Origin of the sequence: Acidovorax sp. HDW3 (genome assembly GCF_011303755.1) — a bacterium.
In the GTDB taxonomy this organism is placed as follows: Bacteria; Pseudomonadota; Gammaproteobacteria; order Burkholderiales; family Burkholderiaceae_C; genus Paenacidovorax.
Window position 1 is genome coordinate 1,972,860 of the sequence record NZ_CP049885.1, and the last position, 14,289, is coordinate 1,987,148.

At 66.8% G+C, this 14,289-nt stretch carries 9 protein-coding genes; 3 read left to right on the top strand and 6 right to left on the bottom strand.

Annotated features, from left to right (window positions below; all coding sequences use genetic code 11):
• The first annotated feature begins 36 nt into the window (after positions 1-36).
• Positions 37-1,404 carry a tRNA 5-hydroxyuridine modification protein YegQ gene (gene yegQ, locus G7045_RS09035; RefSeq protein ID WP_166159321.1) on the top strand — a complete coding sequence of 456 codons (1,368 nt, stop codon included), beginning with the start codon at positions 37-39 and terminating at the stop codon, positions 1,402-1,404.
• Positions 1,405-1,461: 57 nt separating this feature from the next.
• Here yegQ and G7045_RS09040 read toward each other — a convergent pair whose 3' ends face one another.
• Positions 1,462-3,105: a methyl-accepting chemotaxis protein gene (locus G7045_RS09040; protein WP_166159322.1), complete on the bottom strand. Its 1,644-nt coding sequence runs from the start codon at positions 3,103-3,105 to the stop codon at positions 1,462-1,464.
• A 204-nt stretch (positions 3,106-3,309) separates the two neighbouring features.
• Here G7045_RS09040 and G7045_RS09045 point away from each other — a divergent pair, with 204 nt between their 5' ends.
• Entirely contained in the window at positions 3,310-4,167 is an 858-nt protein-coding gene (locus G7045_RS09045; protein WP_370521603.1) for a plasmid replication/partition related protein, read from the top strand.
• A gap of 12 nt (positions 4,168-4,179) precedes the next feature.
• Here the strand turns inward: G7045_RS09045 and G7045_RS09050 are convergent, their stop codons facing one another.
• The 5 genes from G7045_RS09050 to G7045_RS09070 form a co-directional block, all read right to left on the bottom strand.
• Positions 4,180-7,599, bottom strand: coding sequence for a DEAD/DEAH box helicase (locus tag G7045_RS09050; protein ID WP_166159323.1), 3,420 nt, complete (start codon positions 7,597-7,599; stop codon positions 4,180-4,182).
• Positions 7,600-7,748: 149 nt separating this feature from the next.
• On the bottom strand, positions 7,749-10,334 hold the full coding sequence (acnB, locus tag G7045_RS09055) for a bifunctional aconitate hydratase 2/2-methylisocitrate dehydratase (RefSeq protein ID WP_166159324.1): 2,586 nt from the start codon (positions 10,332-10,334) through the stop codon (positions 7,749-7,751).
• A 39-nt stretch (positions 10,335-10,373) separates the two neighbouring features.
• Positions 10,374-11,039, bottom strand: coding sequence for a hypothetical protein (locus tag G7045_RS09060; protein ID WP_166159325.1), 666 nt, complete (start codon positions 11,037-11,039; stop codon positions 10,374-10,376).
• Complete coding sequence (locus tag G7045_RS09065) at positions 11,036-12,061, bottom strand: CoA ester lyase (protein ID WP_166159326.1); 1,026 nt, start codon at positions 12,059-12,061, stop codon at positions 11,036-11,038. The genes G7045_RS09060 and G7045_RS09065 overlap by 4 nt, the downstream gene beginning before the upstream one ends.
• 202 nt (positions 12,062-12,263) lie before the next feature.
• Positions 12,264-13,250 (bottom strand): malate dehydrogenase, encoded by a 987-nt coding sequence (locus tag G7045_RS09070; RefSeq protein ID WP_166159327.1) that lies wholly within the window; start codon positions 13,248-13,250, stop codon positions 12,264-12,266.
• Positions 13,251-13,457: 207 nt separating this feature from the next.
• On the opposite strand from G7045_RS09070, the gene G7045_RS09075 reads away from it, so the two are divergent.
• Positions 13,458-14,246, top strand: a complete 789-nt coding sequence (locus tag G7045_RS09075) for a GntR family transcriptional regulator (RefSeq protein WP_166159328.1) — start codon at positions 13,458-13,460, stop codon at positions 14,244-14,246.
• Positions 14,247-14,289: the final 43 nt, after the last annotated feature.

The window sequence follows — 14,289 nt, forward strand, 5'->3', positions numbered from 1 at the left end:
AAGGCAGGGGCGGCGAGGGGACAATCGCCCCCCATCATGACCCTCAAAGCCCCCGAACTGCTGCTGCCCGCAGGCAGCCTCGACAAAATGCGCGCCGCCTACGACTTTGGCGCCGACGCCGTCTATGCCGGCCAGCCGCGCTACAGCTTGCGCGCGCGCAACAACGAATTTCGCCTGGAGCAAATCGCCCAGGGCATTGAAGAAGCGCACGCACGCGGCAAAAAATTCTTCGTCACCAGCAACCTGATTGCGCACAACGACAAGGTGCGCACCTACCTGCGCGACATCGAGCCCGTCATCGCCTGCCAACCCGACGCCTTCATCATGGCCGACCCGGGCCTCATCATGATGGTGAAAGAAAAATGGCCTGAAACCGAGATTCACCTCTCGGTGCAGGCCAACACCACCAACTACGCCACCGTCCGGTTTTGGCAAAAAATGGGCGTCTCGCGCATCATCCTCTCGCGCGAGCTGAGCCTGGACGAGATCGAAAAAATCCGCCAGGAATGCCCGGACATGGAGCTCGAAGTGTTCGTGCACGGCGCGCTGTGCATTGCCTACTCGGGCCGCTGCCTGCTCTCGGGCTACTTCAACCGCCGCGACCCCAACCAGGGCACCTGCACCAACGCCTGCCGCTGGGAATACAAAACGCACGACGCCACCGTCGATCCCAACACCGGCGAGGCCCTGGCCACCGGCATGGACAAGGGCTTTAGCTTCGAGCAAGCGCGCGAAGAGGCCGACAGCCAGTTCACCAGCACCTGCGGCAGTGGCCAGCGCCACCCCAAGGCCGACCAGGTGTACCTGATCGAAGAAATTGGCCGGCCCGGCGAGCTCATGCCCATCATGGAGGACGAGCACGGCACCTACATCATGAACAGCAAGGACCTGCGCGCCGTCGAGCATGTGCAGCGCCTGGTGGAGATCGGCGTCGATTCGCTCAAGATCGAGGGCCGCACCAAGAGCCTGTACTACGTCGCGCGCACCGCCCAGGTGTACCGCCGCGCCATCGACGACGCGGTGGCCGGCCGCCCGTTCAACCCGCATTTGATTACGGAGCTCGAGGGCCTGGCCAACCGGGGCTACACCGGCGGCCTCTTGGAGCGCCGCCCGGCCAACGATTACCAGAACTACGAAACCGGCAACAGCGTGCTGCAGCGCGCGCACTTCGTCGGCGAGGTGCGCAGCTGGGAGGGCGGCATGGCCGAGGTGGAAACCAAGAACCGCTTTGCCGTCGGCGACCTGCTGGAGATCATCCACCCCAGCGGCAACCGCCAGGTCAAGCTCGAACACATGTTCAACCTCGAAGGCGAGCCCGTGCAGGTTGCCCAGGGCAGCCCGGTGCGCGTGCGCATCCCGCTGGAAGGCCCAGCCGAGGGTGCCTTGATTTCCAGATTGCTATAAAAATAATAGCTGCTAGCGCTTACCAGATAAGCGCTAGCAGCTGTTTTTATCCTCAAATCAGCGCGCCAACGCCGGGTACACGGCCCCTGGGGCCAGGCGAGGCGTTACCGGGTGGCCATGCGCCACTGCCATCGACGACGCCACCGACGCCGTCGCCAGATTCCCCGCCACCTTGAAGCGCTGCACCAGGCTGCGCAGGTGCTCGGACTGCTGGTGCATACTTTGCGCCGCCGCCGCGCTTTGCTCCACCAGGGCGGCGTTTTGCAGCGTCATCTGGTCGAGCGCGCCCACCGCCTGGTTGATCTGCGCCACGCTGTCGCGCTGCTCGGCGACGCTGGCGTTGATCTCGCTCATCACGGCGCTGGCACCCTGGATGGACTGCACCACCTCGGTCATGGTGCTGCCCGCGCTTTGCACCAGGCGCGCACCGTCGGCCACGCGATCGACCGAATCCTGGATCAGCTGCTTGATTTCCTTGGCCGCCTGGGCGCTGCGCTGGGCCAGCTGGCGCACCTCGGCGGCAACCACGGCAAAGCCCCGGCCCTGCTCGCCCGCGCGCGCGGCTTCCACGGCGGCGTTGAGCGCCAGGATGTTGGTTTGGAAGGCGATGCTGTCGATGACGCCGGTGATGTCGGCAATCTTCTGGCTGCGCTGGTGGATGTCGCCCATGGTCGTCACCACCTGCTGCACCACCGCCCCACCCTGCTCGGCCACGCGCGAGGCCTGCTGCGCCAGACCCGCCGCCTGCTGCGCGCCGCCGGCGGTGGTCTGCAAGGTTTGCGTCAGCTGCTGCATGGCACCGGCGGCCTGCTGCAGGTGGCTGCTGGTTTGCTCGGTGCGCTGCGACAAATCCTGGTTGCCGCTGGCAATCTCGGCGCTCGCCAGGGCAATGGCGTCGCCGCTCTCGCGCACCTCGTGGATCATGCCGCCGAGCGAGCCGCTCATGCTGCGCATGGACTGCAGCAGGTGGCCGAATTCATCCATGCGCGCGATGGGCACCTGCACGTCCAGGTCGCCCGCCGCAATCTGCCCGGCCACGCCGTTGGCCTGCACCAGCGAGCGGCGAATGCTGTTGATGACGAAATACGCGCCCACGGTGATGCTCACGAGCAGCAACAGCATCTTGAGTGCCGCCGAACGCACCACGCCCTGGCGCGAGGCGCCCATCTCGGCACGCATGTCCGACAACGCCTGCGCCTCCTGTTGCACCAGCTGCTGCAAGCCCTGCAAATAGGCCGCCGTAGCCTGGCGCAACGGGCCGCGCAGCAGTGCGCGGCTGGCCTCTTGCGAGCCCGCCGTTTTAAGCCCCAGCGCCTCCTGGCGATGGCCCTGCATGGTCTGGCGCAACTGCAGCACCTGCGCCAGGCGCTGGCGCGCAGCATCATTGGGCGCGCTGGTTTCGAGCTGCTGCACCAAGGCGGCGATGGCGGTCGTCGTCTGGGTAATCTCGGCGTTGAACTCGGCATCGTCCTGCGCATCGTGCCCCAGCACCAGCGCCTGGGTGCGTGCGGCATTCACCTGCGCCAGCGCATTCCACTGGCCTGCATGTTCGAGCCGCTGCGACAGCACCCGATCGCGTTCGCTAAAAAGCTTTTGCTGGCTGGCAGAGTTGAGCCCCGCCAGAATCAAAATGGTGACAGCACCCACGATGATGGTGGCCACACCCAGCCACAGTTTTTGCGTCACACTCAAATTTTTCATGCCCAGCTCCGGCCAAAATTAAAAAAGCACGCTCGTGCTGGTAACAATTAGACACCCTCACCCCCCCTTTCCCACCTAGGGTAAGTACCGTTTATTTGCAGACTGCGTGCTCTATTGCCACAGGATTGGCGCCGGTTCTCGGGCTCGGAGACAATAGCAACCCCATTTTTCAAAGGCCCCAGCGGGCCTTTTGTTTTTGCTGCCATGACGATTGACATCACCGTCCTGCCCGAGCTGCAGGCCTACATCGACCCCCTGACCCCGGAAGAAGACGAGGCGCTCGAACGCAGCCTGCTGACCGAGGGCTGCCGCGACGCGCTGGTGCTGTGGGGCACCATCCTGGTCGATGGCCACAACCGCTACCGCCTGTGCCAAAAACATGGCCTGCCGTTTCGCACGGTGCAAAACGAGCGCTTTCAAAACATGGAAGACGTGCACCTGTGGATGATCGACCAGCACCTGGGGCGGCGCAGCATTTCTGACTTCCAGCGCGGCGTGCTGGCGCTGCGCAAGCGCGAGATCATCGCCAGCCGGCGCAGCACGGCTGCTGCTGCCGTGATGGCCGCCAAGGCTGAAGCTGCGCCAGAAGACACGCAAGCGCCCTGGGAGGGCGAAACCGACCCCGCCGTAGCCCAGGCCCTGGCGAACGTGCCCAAGGTGCCCGACGAGGCCCTGGACACGCGCGAGGCCCTGGCCCGCGCCGCGCGCCTGACGGCGGCGCAGGTGAAGATGATCGAGACCATCCACCAAAACGCTGCGCCCGAGGTGGTGGCAGCGGTGAAGTCGGGCGAGCTCTCGCTCGGCGCGGCCGCCGTCGTCGCCAGCTTGCCGGTGGCCGAGCAACAAACCGCCGCCGCTGCCGGCGCGCAAGAGCTCAAGCAGGCCGCACGCCGCGTACGCGAAGCGAAGAAAAAGCCCAAGGCCACTGCTGCCGAGAGCGACGCCACCGAGGCCGCACCAGCCGACAGTGCCGCGCTGCAGGCGCGCATTACCGAGCTCGAAGCCGAGAACGAGCGCCTGCGCCAGCAGGTCAAGGCGCTGCAGGAGCTGCTGGCCGAATAAGCCCAGGGCCGTTCAGCTGCCCAGCGGGCGCAGCAGCTCGGCCAGATCGTTTTCGGTGAAAAGCGGCTGCCCACGCCCAGTGGCGCCAGCGAGCAGGCCCGCCGCCAGGGCGGCCTTGCGCTCCTGCAGCGCCAGGATGCGCTCCTCAATCGTGCCGCTGGCCACGAGCTTGTAGACCATGACCTGGTTTTCCTGGCCGATACGGTGCGCGCGCCCGGTGGCCTGGGCCTCCACTGCCGGGTTCCACCAGGGGTCGTAGTGGATCACGGTGTCGGCCTGGGGCAGGTTCAGCCCGGTGCCGCCGGCCTTGAGGCTGATGAGGAACAGCGGCACCTCGCCACTGGTAAAGCGTGCGATCGCGGCCTCGCGTTTTTGCGTCTGGCCGGTGAGTTTGGTCCACGCCAGGCCAGCGGCCTGCAGGCGTTCCTCGATCAACGTCAACATGCTGGTGAACTGCGAGAACAGCAGCACGCGCCGGCCCTCGGCCAGCATCTCGGTGAGCAGCTCCATCAACAGTTCCAGCTTGGCCGAATGCCGCGCCTTGGCAGCGGCGCTGGTTTTTACCAAACGCGGGTCGCAGCAGACCTGGCGCAGCTTCAAAAGCGCATCGAGCACCTGGATCTGCGAGCGCGCCAGGCCCTTGTCGGCCAGGGCATCGCGCACGCTTTTTTCTGTCGCCAGGCGAATGGTTTCGTACAAATCGGCCTGCACGCCGTCGAGCTCCACGCTGGTCACGCTCTCGATGCAAGGCGGCAGCTCCGTCGCCACCAGCACCTTGGTGCGCCGCAGCATGAAGGGCGTGACGCGCTGGCGCAGGCGCAGCAGGGCTTCGCTGTCGCCCTGCTTTTCGATCGGCTGGCGAAACAGCTCGCCAAAGCGCCGCTGGCTGCCCAGGAATCCAGGCATGAGGAAATGGAACAAGCTCCAGAGCTCACCCAGGTGGTTTTCCAGCGGCGTGCCCGACAGGGCCAGGCGCTGGCGTGCGTCGATTTGCGCCACCACCTGCGCCGCCTGGGTGCTGGCGTTCTTGATGTGCTGCGCCTCGTCGAGCACCAGCACATGCCAACGCTGCGCGAGCCAGCGCTCGCGGTCGCGCTGCAGCAGGGAATACGGGGCGATCAGCAGGTCGCAGTCCTGTACGAAGTCGCCACTGTGGCGCTCCAGGCCATGCCAGATGCGGGTGCGCAGGCTGGGGGCAAAGCGCTCGGCCTCGCGCCGCCAGTTGCCCAGCAGGCTGACCGGCGCAATCACCAGGCAGGGCCGATCGAGCCGCCCGGCCTCTTGCTCGCACAACAGGTGCGCCAGGGTCTGCAGCGTCTTGCCCAGGCCCATGTCGTCGGCCAGCACGCCACCCAACTGGTGCTGGCGCAGAAACTGCAACCAGGCCATGCCCTGGCGCTGGTAGGGGCGCAGCTCGGCCTGCAGCCCGGTCGGCGGCGCCACCTCGGGCAGCTGGCCGGCAGCGGCGAGCTGCCCGACCAGGGCGCGCAGCTGCTCGGCGCCCTGCCACTGCGCGCCCTCGCCCAGAGCGGCGGCAGTGCGCAGCGCCTCCAGGCGCGACAGGCGCAGGTGGCCGGCCTGCAGCGCCTGCAGTTCGCGCTCGCCCACCAGCTCCAGCAAGGCACGCAACCAGGGCTTGAGCGGTGCCGAGGGCAGGCGCAGCCAGCGGCCATCGGCCTGCTCGCGCCATAGCCAGTCGGGCAGCTGCGGGCCGTCGGGCCCGGGCTCGACCTGCGCCAGCCAGTCGGGCAGCCAGGGCAGGATGTCCTGGCGCTCGCCGTTGAGGTAGATGCCCAGCGACAGATCGAACCAGGCTGGCTGCGCATCGGGCGTCAGCGCGGCCCATTCGCCGTCTTGCACCTGCATCTGCACTTCAATGTCGTCCACCTGCTGCACCCATTGCGCCAACAAAGGATCGAGCTCCAGCACAAAGCCGGCGGCGCGCAGCGGCTGCCAGTCCTGCAGCGCCCAATCGAGCCAGCAGCGGGTATCGGGCCGCCCAAACCCACCCTGCCCTTGTGCCTGCAGGCCCAGCAGCTGCAGCTGCGCGCAGGCAGCGGCCTCGGCCGACAGGTCGCGCGTGAGCAGCACGGGCGGGCCATCACCGCCAGGCCGGGGCATCACCACCTGCGCGCCGGGCTGGCTCCACCAGCCACGCAAGCCGGCATAGTCAAAGCGCAGCACCGCCACGACCAACCCATGCCGGCGCCGCTCTTCGGCTGGCGCCAGGGCCAGCTGCAGCACCGCCCGGGGCGGTACCTGGGGCCAGGGCTCGGGGGCCTGCACCTGCGGCGGCAGCGACAACGGCGCCATGCGCTGCAGCAGCCGTCCCTGGGAATCGTGGAAACTGTTGGCTGGCATGGGGGGGGCCGCCAGCAGCAGCGCCAGTTGCCCGGCGTTGAGCCCATCGGGCAAGGCCAGGGTGCCGCAGCAGCCCTGCACGCCATCGACGAACAATGCCGGCGGGCCGGCATGGATGAAAAACGGTTGCGCCCAACCCAATGCACCGGTGCGGGGCGCAGGAGCGGCATCGGCAGCGGAGTGCAAGCGCGGCTGCAAGCGCCACAGGGCCGGTGCCTTGCCCGCCACCGCTGGCTGCTCCTGCCACCGCCAGTCAAGGCTGCGCCCCTCCTCCCAGTACAGGGGGGCACCTACCATCTGACCGACGTCGTCGCACAGGAACAGGCGCCCCGTGCTGGCGGCGGTCTGCAGCAGCAGGCGCCCAATGGCGCCTTGCAACATGCAGTCGGCGCTGCTGCCGTGGCCGGCATGGCCCCCGGCGAGCGCCTCGATCGCTCGCACGCAATCGCGGTCCGGCCCCGCTTGGCGCAAGGATTCGAGCGTATACACCGTGCTGTAGCCCGGGCTGCGCGACTTGTTCCAGCCGCCGCGCTGCCCCCAGCGGGCAACACGCCAGTGCAGCGCCAGCTGCTCGGTACCACCGCGCACGCGCTGGTGGCGCAACAGGTAGAGGGGGTATTCCTCGCCGGCCTGCAGGCTGTGCACGGCGGCCTCGGCCGCCGGCGCCAATTCGTCGAGGCGATCGAGCCAGTGCGCCACCTCCTGCGCCGCGTGCAGTCCCGGGTCCGGGGCACGCTGCGGCACGGCCCCGCCCTGCAGCGCATTCACCCCCTGTTGCGCCGCTGCCTGCAACACCAGGGCAACGCCGTGCTTGCAATCGGCGCCGACGGGGCAGGTGCAGTCGCTGGCAAATTGGGCCACACCACCGCGCCCGTCGAGCTGCACCGTTAACTGCACCTCATAGGGCTCGAATTGCGTGCCCTGAACCTCACCCTCGATGCTCCAGCGCCGCTCCGACACCAGCTCCAGGCTGCAAGCGAGCACCTTGCGCCCGCGAAACAGGAGCAGGCCACGGTCGTAGGCGGCGGCAGGCACATGGCGGCGCAGGGAGTCGGGGATGAAAAAGAACATGGGATCGGCTGGCAGAGAAAACGCGCAAAACCGGCTATTGTGGCCTGCCCCAGGCCGGTGGCACGCGCCAGGGCCGGCCTGCCAACGATAAAAAAACCCGCCCGGGCCGAGGCCGGGGCGGGGTGGTGCAGAAGCCTGGGCGCGAACGCTTACACGGCCTTGGCCACTTCGGCGTATTCCTCGATCTGGTCGAAGTTCATGTAGCGGTACACGCTGGCCTTGTCAGCGTCGATCACGCCCATTTCCTGGAGGTACTCCTCCTTGGTGGGGAGCTTGCCCAGGCGCGAGGCGATGGCGGTGAGCTCGGCGCTGCCCAGGAACACGTTGGTGTTCTTGCCCAGGCGGTTGGGGAAGTTGCGGGTGGAGGTGGAAATCACCGTCGCACCTTCATGCACCTGCGCCTGGTTGCCCATGCACAGCGAGCAGCCGGGCATTTCGGTGCGTGCGCCAGCCGTGCCAAAAGCGGCGTAGTGGCCTTCCTTGAGCAGCTCGTTCTGGTCCATCTTGGTCGGCGGGGCAATCCACAGCTTGGTGGGGATGTCACGCTGGCCGCCCAGCAGCTTGGCAGCAGCACGGAAGTGGCCGATGTTGGTCATGCACGAGCCGATGAAGGCTTCGTCGATCTTGGTGCCGGCGACTTCGGACAGGAACTTGGCGTCGTCCGGGTCGTTGGGGCAGCAGACGATGGGTTCCTTGATGTCGGCCAGGTCGATCTCGATCACGGCGGCGTACTCGGCGTCCTTGTCGGCTTCGAGCAGGTCGGGCTTGGCCAGCCAGGCTTCGACCTTCTCGATGCGGCGCGCCAGGGTCTTGGCGTCCTGGTAGCCGTCGGCGATCATGTTCTTCATCAGCACGATGTTGGAGCGCAGGTATTCCTTGATCGGCTCGGGGTTGAGCTTGATGGTGCAACCTGCGGCGCTGCGCTCGGCGGAGGCGTCCGACAGTTCAAACGCCTGCTCCACTTTCAGGTCCGGCAGGCCTTCGATTTCCAGCACCTTGCCGGAGAAGACGTTGATCTTGCCGGCCTTGGCCACGGTCAGGAGCCCTTGCTTGATGGCGTACAGCGGAATGGCGTGCACCAGGTCGCGCAGCGTGACACCCGGCTGCAGCTCGCCCTTAAAGCGCACCAGCACGGATTCGGGCATATCGAGCGGCATCACGCCCGTGGCGGCGCCAAAGGCCACCAGGCCCGAGCCTGCGGGGAAGCTGATGCCGATGGGGAAGCGCGTGTGCGAGTCGCCGCCCGTGCCCACGGTGTCGGGCAGCAGCAGGCGGTTGAGCCAGGAGTGGATCACGCCGTCGCCCGGGCGCAGGGCCACGCCGCCCCGGTTGGCGATGAAGTTCGGCAGCTCGCGGTGCATCTTGGCATCCACCGGCTTGGGGTAGGCCGCCGTGTGGCAGAAGGACTGCATCACCATGTCGGCGGAGAAGCCCAGGCAGGCGAGGTCTTTGAGCTCGTCGCGGGTCATGGGGCCGGTGGTGTCCTGGCTGCCCACGGTGGTCATCTTGGGCTCGCAGTAGGTACCGGGGCGGATGCCCTGGCCTTCAGGTAGGCCGCAGGCACGGCCGACCATTTTTTGCGCCAGGGTAAAGCCCTTGCCGCTGTCCTTCGGCGCCACAGGCAGGCGGAAGGCGGTGGAGGCGGCCAGGCCCAGGGCCTCGCGCGCCTTGGCCGTCAGGCTGCGGCCGATGATGAGGTTGATACGGCCACCGGCGCGCACTTCGTCGAGCAGCACCTGGCTCTTGAGCGCAAACTCGGCCACGGTCTCGCCGTTCTTGACGATCTTGCCCTCGTAGGGCAGCACGTCGATGACGTCGCCCATTTCCAGCTTGGAGACGTCCACTTCGATCGGCAGCGAGCCCGAGTCTTCCTGCGTGTTGAAGAAGATGGGGGCAATCTTGCCGCCCAGGGTGACGCCGCCAAAGCGCTTGTTGGGCACGAAGGGAATGTCTTCGCCCGTGGCCCAGATGACGCTGTTGGTGGCCGACTTGCGGCTCGAACCCGTGCCCACCACGTCGCCCACGTAGGCAACGATGTGGCCTTTTTTCTTTAGGTCGTCGATGAACTGCATCGGGCCGCGCTTGCCGTCTTCCTCGGGCTTGAAGGCCGCGTCGGGGCGCGTGTTCTTGAGCATCGCCAGGTAGTGCATGGGGATGTCGGGGCGGCTCCAGGCGTCGGGCGCGGGCGAGAGGTCGTCGGTGTTGGTTTCGCCGGGCACCTTGAAGACGGTGACGGTGATTTTCTTCTCGACTTCGGGGCGGCTGGTGAACCACTCGGCGTCGGCCCAGCTTTGCACCACTTCCTTGGCCTTGGCATTGCCGGCCTTGGCCTTGTCGGCGACGTCGTTGAAGTAGTCGAACATGAGCAGGGTCTTCTTCAGCCCTGCAGCGGCCACGCCCGCCACTTCGGCGTCGTCGAGCAGCTCGATCAGCGGGTGCACGTTGTAGCCGCCCACCATGGTGCCCAGCAGCTCGGTGGCCTTGGCCTTGGAGATCAGGCCGACCGCGATGTCGCCATGCGCCACGGCAGCGAGGAAGCTGGCCTTGACCTTGGCCGCGTCGTCCACGCCCGGGGGCACGCGGTGGGTCAGCAGGTCGAGCAGGAATTCGGCTTCACCGGCGGGCGGGTTCTTGATCAGCTCGATCAGCTCGGCGACCTGCTTGGCGTCCAGCGCCAGCGGCGGAATGCCCAGGGCGGCGCGCTCGGCAACGTGGGCGCGGTAGGCTTTCAACATGTTTTCTCCAGTCGTTTTCAAAAGTGGGGCAAGCGAAACTTATTGCTCTGCCGGCGCGGGCGCCGGTTTGTCCAGCAGGCTGGGCGGGGGATTGATCTTCATGGCCTGGGCCACGGCGACCTGTGCCGGGCTCATGCATTCGTCGGCCAGGCGCTGGCCGAGTTTTTGGTTCATGAGCATGGATTTATTGGCAATCTGCAGCCAGACGGCGCCGCGCTGCGTGTCTTCGAGGCGGATGGCGCCGGTGGCGGACGACACCGGGGTCATGTGGTACGCAAAGCCCTTGCCGGTGACGTTGAAGCGCCCGGGCGCCTTGGGGTCGGCAGCGACGTTGACCGAAGCGCCAAGCTCACAGGCGATGGCGCCGGTGTGCACCTGCTCGGCAATCGCCATTTGCTCGGGCGCGAGCTCAGCGCTCTTGGCGTCGGCCTCGGTGGCGGCCATGGAGGCGGCCACCGCCGCTGCCGTGGCCGCAGCGCCGGCGCGCTGCGCGGTCTTGTGCTTGGAGGCAGCGGGGGCCTTGGCCTGATGGCTGCTGACGGCGGTTTTTTTCGCCGCTACGGGCGCTGCAGCCTTGGCATTTTTGGCCGCTTTAGCCGTTGGGGTGGCTTTAGCGCCAGCCTTGCTGTTTTTGGCAGGCTGATCGGGGGCGGCCAGGGTCAGCAAAGGGGTCAACAGGAGCGCACAGGCGAGAAGCTTCTTCATGACGGACTCGACGGAGAAAAACAAGGGCCCGCATCATAAAACCAGGGCTTTACCCCTGCGGGCAATGCTTGAGCGGTTTGCTGGGCACGCTCTAGCACCTGCCAGTAATAACGGTAGCTGGCGCGGTCGTGCAGCACGCCGGCGTGGTTGATGGGCGCCCAATCGGCAGCGGCTGCGGCCAGCAGGATGTACGCGGCTTCTTCGACGGCACTGGCCTCGGGCGCAAAGGCGGCGAGGATGGGGCGAATCTGCCCCGGGTGGATGCTCCACATGCGGGTGTAGCCCAGCTCCTGCGCAGCGCGGCGCGCGGCCGTTTCCAGCGCCTGGGGGTTGGAAAATTCCGTGACCACGCAGTGCGAGGGCACTTTGCCGTGGGCATGGCAGGCGCTGGCCACCTCCAGCTTGGCGCGCAGCACCAGGGGGTGGCTGAACTGGCCCTGCACGCCCATGGCGGCGGCGGGGATCGCCCCGCCGTGGGCCGAGACGAAATCCATCAGGCCAAAGCTCAGGCTTTGCACGCGCGGGTGCGCGGCAATGTCAAAGGCGCGGTGCACGGCGGCGGGCGATTCGATGAGCGCGTGCAGCGGCAGCTGCGGGGCACCGGCGGCGTCCACGGCCCGCACGGCGCGTTCGATATCGGCTGGCGACTCGACCTTGGGCAGCATGAGGTGGCACAGGCGCTGGCCGGCGCGGCCCACGATGGTGGCCACGTCCGCGCCAAAGGCGGGGTGGTCCACCGGGTGCACGCGCACCGCCACGCGGGCGCCGGGCGCGGCCTCGGCCAGCACCAGAGCGGCCACCAGGGCGGCGTGCGCGGCCTCGGCGCCGACGGGGGCGCCGTCTTCACAGTCCAGGGTGACGTCGAACACGCAGCGCCCCAACTCGGCCTGCATCTGCGCCTGCAGCTGCAGGCTTTTGCGCATACGCTCGGGCGCTCCGCTGTAGTGGTCGCACACCGGCAAAGAGACGGCGCCGGCCTGGGCGCCAAGCAGAATCTCTTTGGGGTGGGGGGCAGCGGTCATGGGTGCAGGGGCCAAAAAGCGAAGGGAGCAAAAGGGACGAAGGGGACAGCAGGCTCAAAAAAATCGTGTGGCGGCCCCGGGGGCGCAGGCGGCCACAGGATGTCTCTGATTAAAAAGAGAGCTGCTTGCGCAGGCCTGACAAGGGTTTGCGGCACATTTCATGCCGCAACCCTTATTCATCAAGCGCGAGCAGCTATCATTTTTACAGCAGGTGCTTCACGCCGTCCTGCTCGCCCTGCAGCTCGGCCAGGGTCTTGTTGATGCATTCCTGGCTGAAGGCGTCGATCGGCAGGTCCTTGACGATGGTGTACTTGCCGCCTTCGCAGGTGACGGGGTAGCCGAACATCACGTCCTTGGGGATGCCGTATTCGCCGTTGGACGGGATGCCCATGGTGACCCACTTGCCGTTGGTGCCCAGGGCCCAGTCGCGCATGTGGTCGATGGCGGCGTTGGCAGCCGAGGCCGCCGACGACAGGCCGCGTGCAGCGATGATGGCCGCGCCGCGCTTGCCCACGGTGGGCAAGAAGGTGTTGGCGTTCCAGTCGTGGTCGTTGATGGTGTCCTTGACGGACTTGCCGCCCACGGTGGCAAAGCGGTAGTCGGCGTACATGGTGGGCGAGTGGTTGCCCCACACGGCCAGCTTCTCGATGTCGCCCACGGCGCAGCCGATCTTGGTGGCGATTTGCGAAGCAGCGCGGTTGTGGTCCAGGCGCAGCATGGCGGTGAAGTTCTCGCGCGGCAGGTCGGGCGCGCTCTTCATGGCGATGTAGGCGTTGGTGTTGGCGGGGTTGCCCACCACCAGCACGCGCACATTGCGCGAGGCCACGGCGTTCAGGGCCTTGCCCTGGGCGGTGAAAATCTGGGCGTTGGCGGCCAGCAGGTCAGCGCGCTCCATGCCGGGGCCGCGCGGGCGGGCGCCGACGAGCAGGGCGTAATCGGTGTCCTTGAAGGCGGTCATGGGGTCGGCGTGGGCCTCGATGCCAGCCAGCAGCGGGAAGGCGCAGTCTTCGAGTTCCATGATCACGCCCTTGAGCGCGTTCTGGGCTTTTTCGTCCGGAATTTCGAGCAGTTGCAGGATGACGGGCTGGTCCTTGCCCAGCATTTCGCCGGAGGCGATGCGGAACAGGAGGGCATAACCGATTTGGCCAGCAGCGCCGGTAACGGCTACGCGGACGGGCTTTTTGCTCATGGTGAGACTCCGATCAGGGGTAAAAAAACGGTGTGGTGCAAGGCCCCGCACCCACGTCTGTCACCAGCAGCGCGCGCCCTGCAAAACAGGGGCCGAGTGTACTGCCGAATCAGTGCCTCAGTCAATTTGTCTTATGTCTTATATAAGATATGATTAGACATTCAGCGGACTGTCGTGCACCATGGCGCGCACCCCGCTTTTGCCACCATGACCCAGACCCCGCCCGCCCTCACGGAAGCCGCCGCTGCACCCAGCGGCGCGGGCCAAATCACCCCCGCGTTCAGCCCGCTGTACCAGCAAATCAAGGATCTGATCCTGCAAAGCCTGCAGGCCGGCGAATGGAAGCCGGGCGAGGCCATCCCGAGCGAGATGGAGCTGGCGGCGCGCTTTCGCGTCAGCCAGGGCACGGTGCGCAAGGCCATCGACGAGCTTGCCGCCGACAACCTGGTGGTGCGCCGCCAGGGCAAGGGCACGTTTGTGGCCACGCACGCCGAACAACAAGTGCAGTACCGCTTTTTGCGCCTGCAGCCCGACCAGGGCGACGTCAGCGAAGAAGGCCCAGCGCAGCGGCGCATCATCGACTGCAAGCGCGTGCGCGCCAGCGCCGAAGTGGCGCGCCTTTTGCAGCTGCGCACCGGCGACGCCGCCATGCAGGTGCGCCGCGTGCTCGACTTTGCCGGCACCCCCACCATCTTGGAAGACATCTGGCTGCCCGGCCACGCCTTCAAGGGCCTGAGCGCGCAGCACATGGCCGCCTACCCCGGCGCCACCTACGCCATGTTTGAGCTCGACTTTGGCGTGCGCATGGTGCGCGCCGAAGAAAAACTGCGCGCCGTGCTGCCCGATGCCGAGCAGGCGCAGCTGCTGGCCGTGGACTGCGCCACGCCGCTGCTCTCCGTCGAACGCCTGGCCTATACCTACAACGATGTTCCGATGGAGTTACGGCGCGGCCTGTACCGCACCGACACCCATCACTACCGCAATGCCCTCAACTGAATTCGCCGCATACCTTGATACAAGCTAGGTATGTTCCACATCC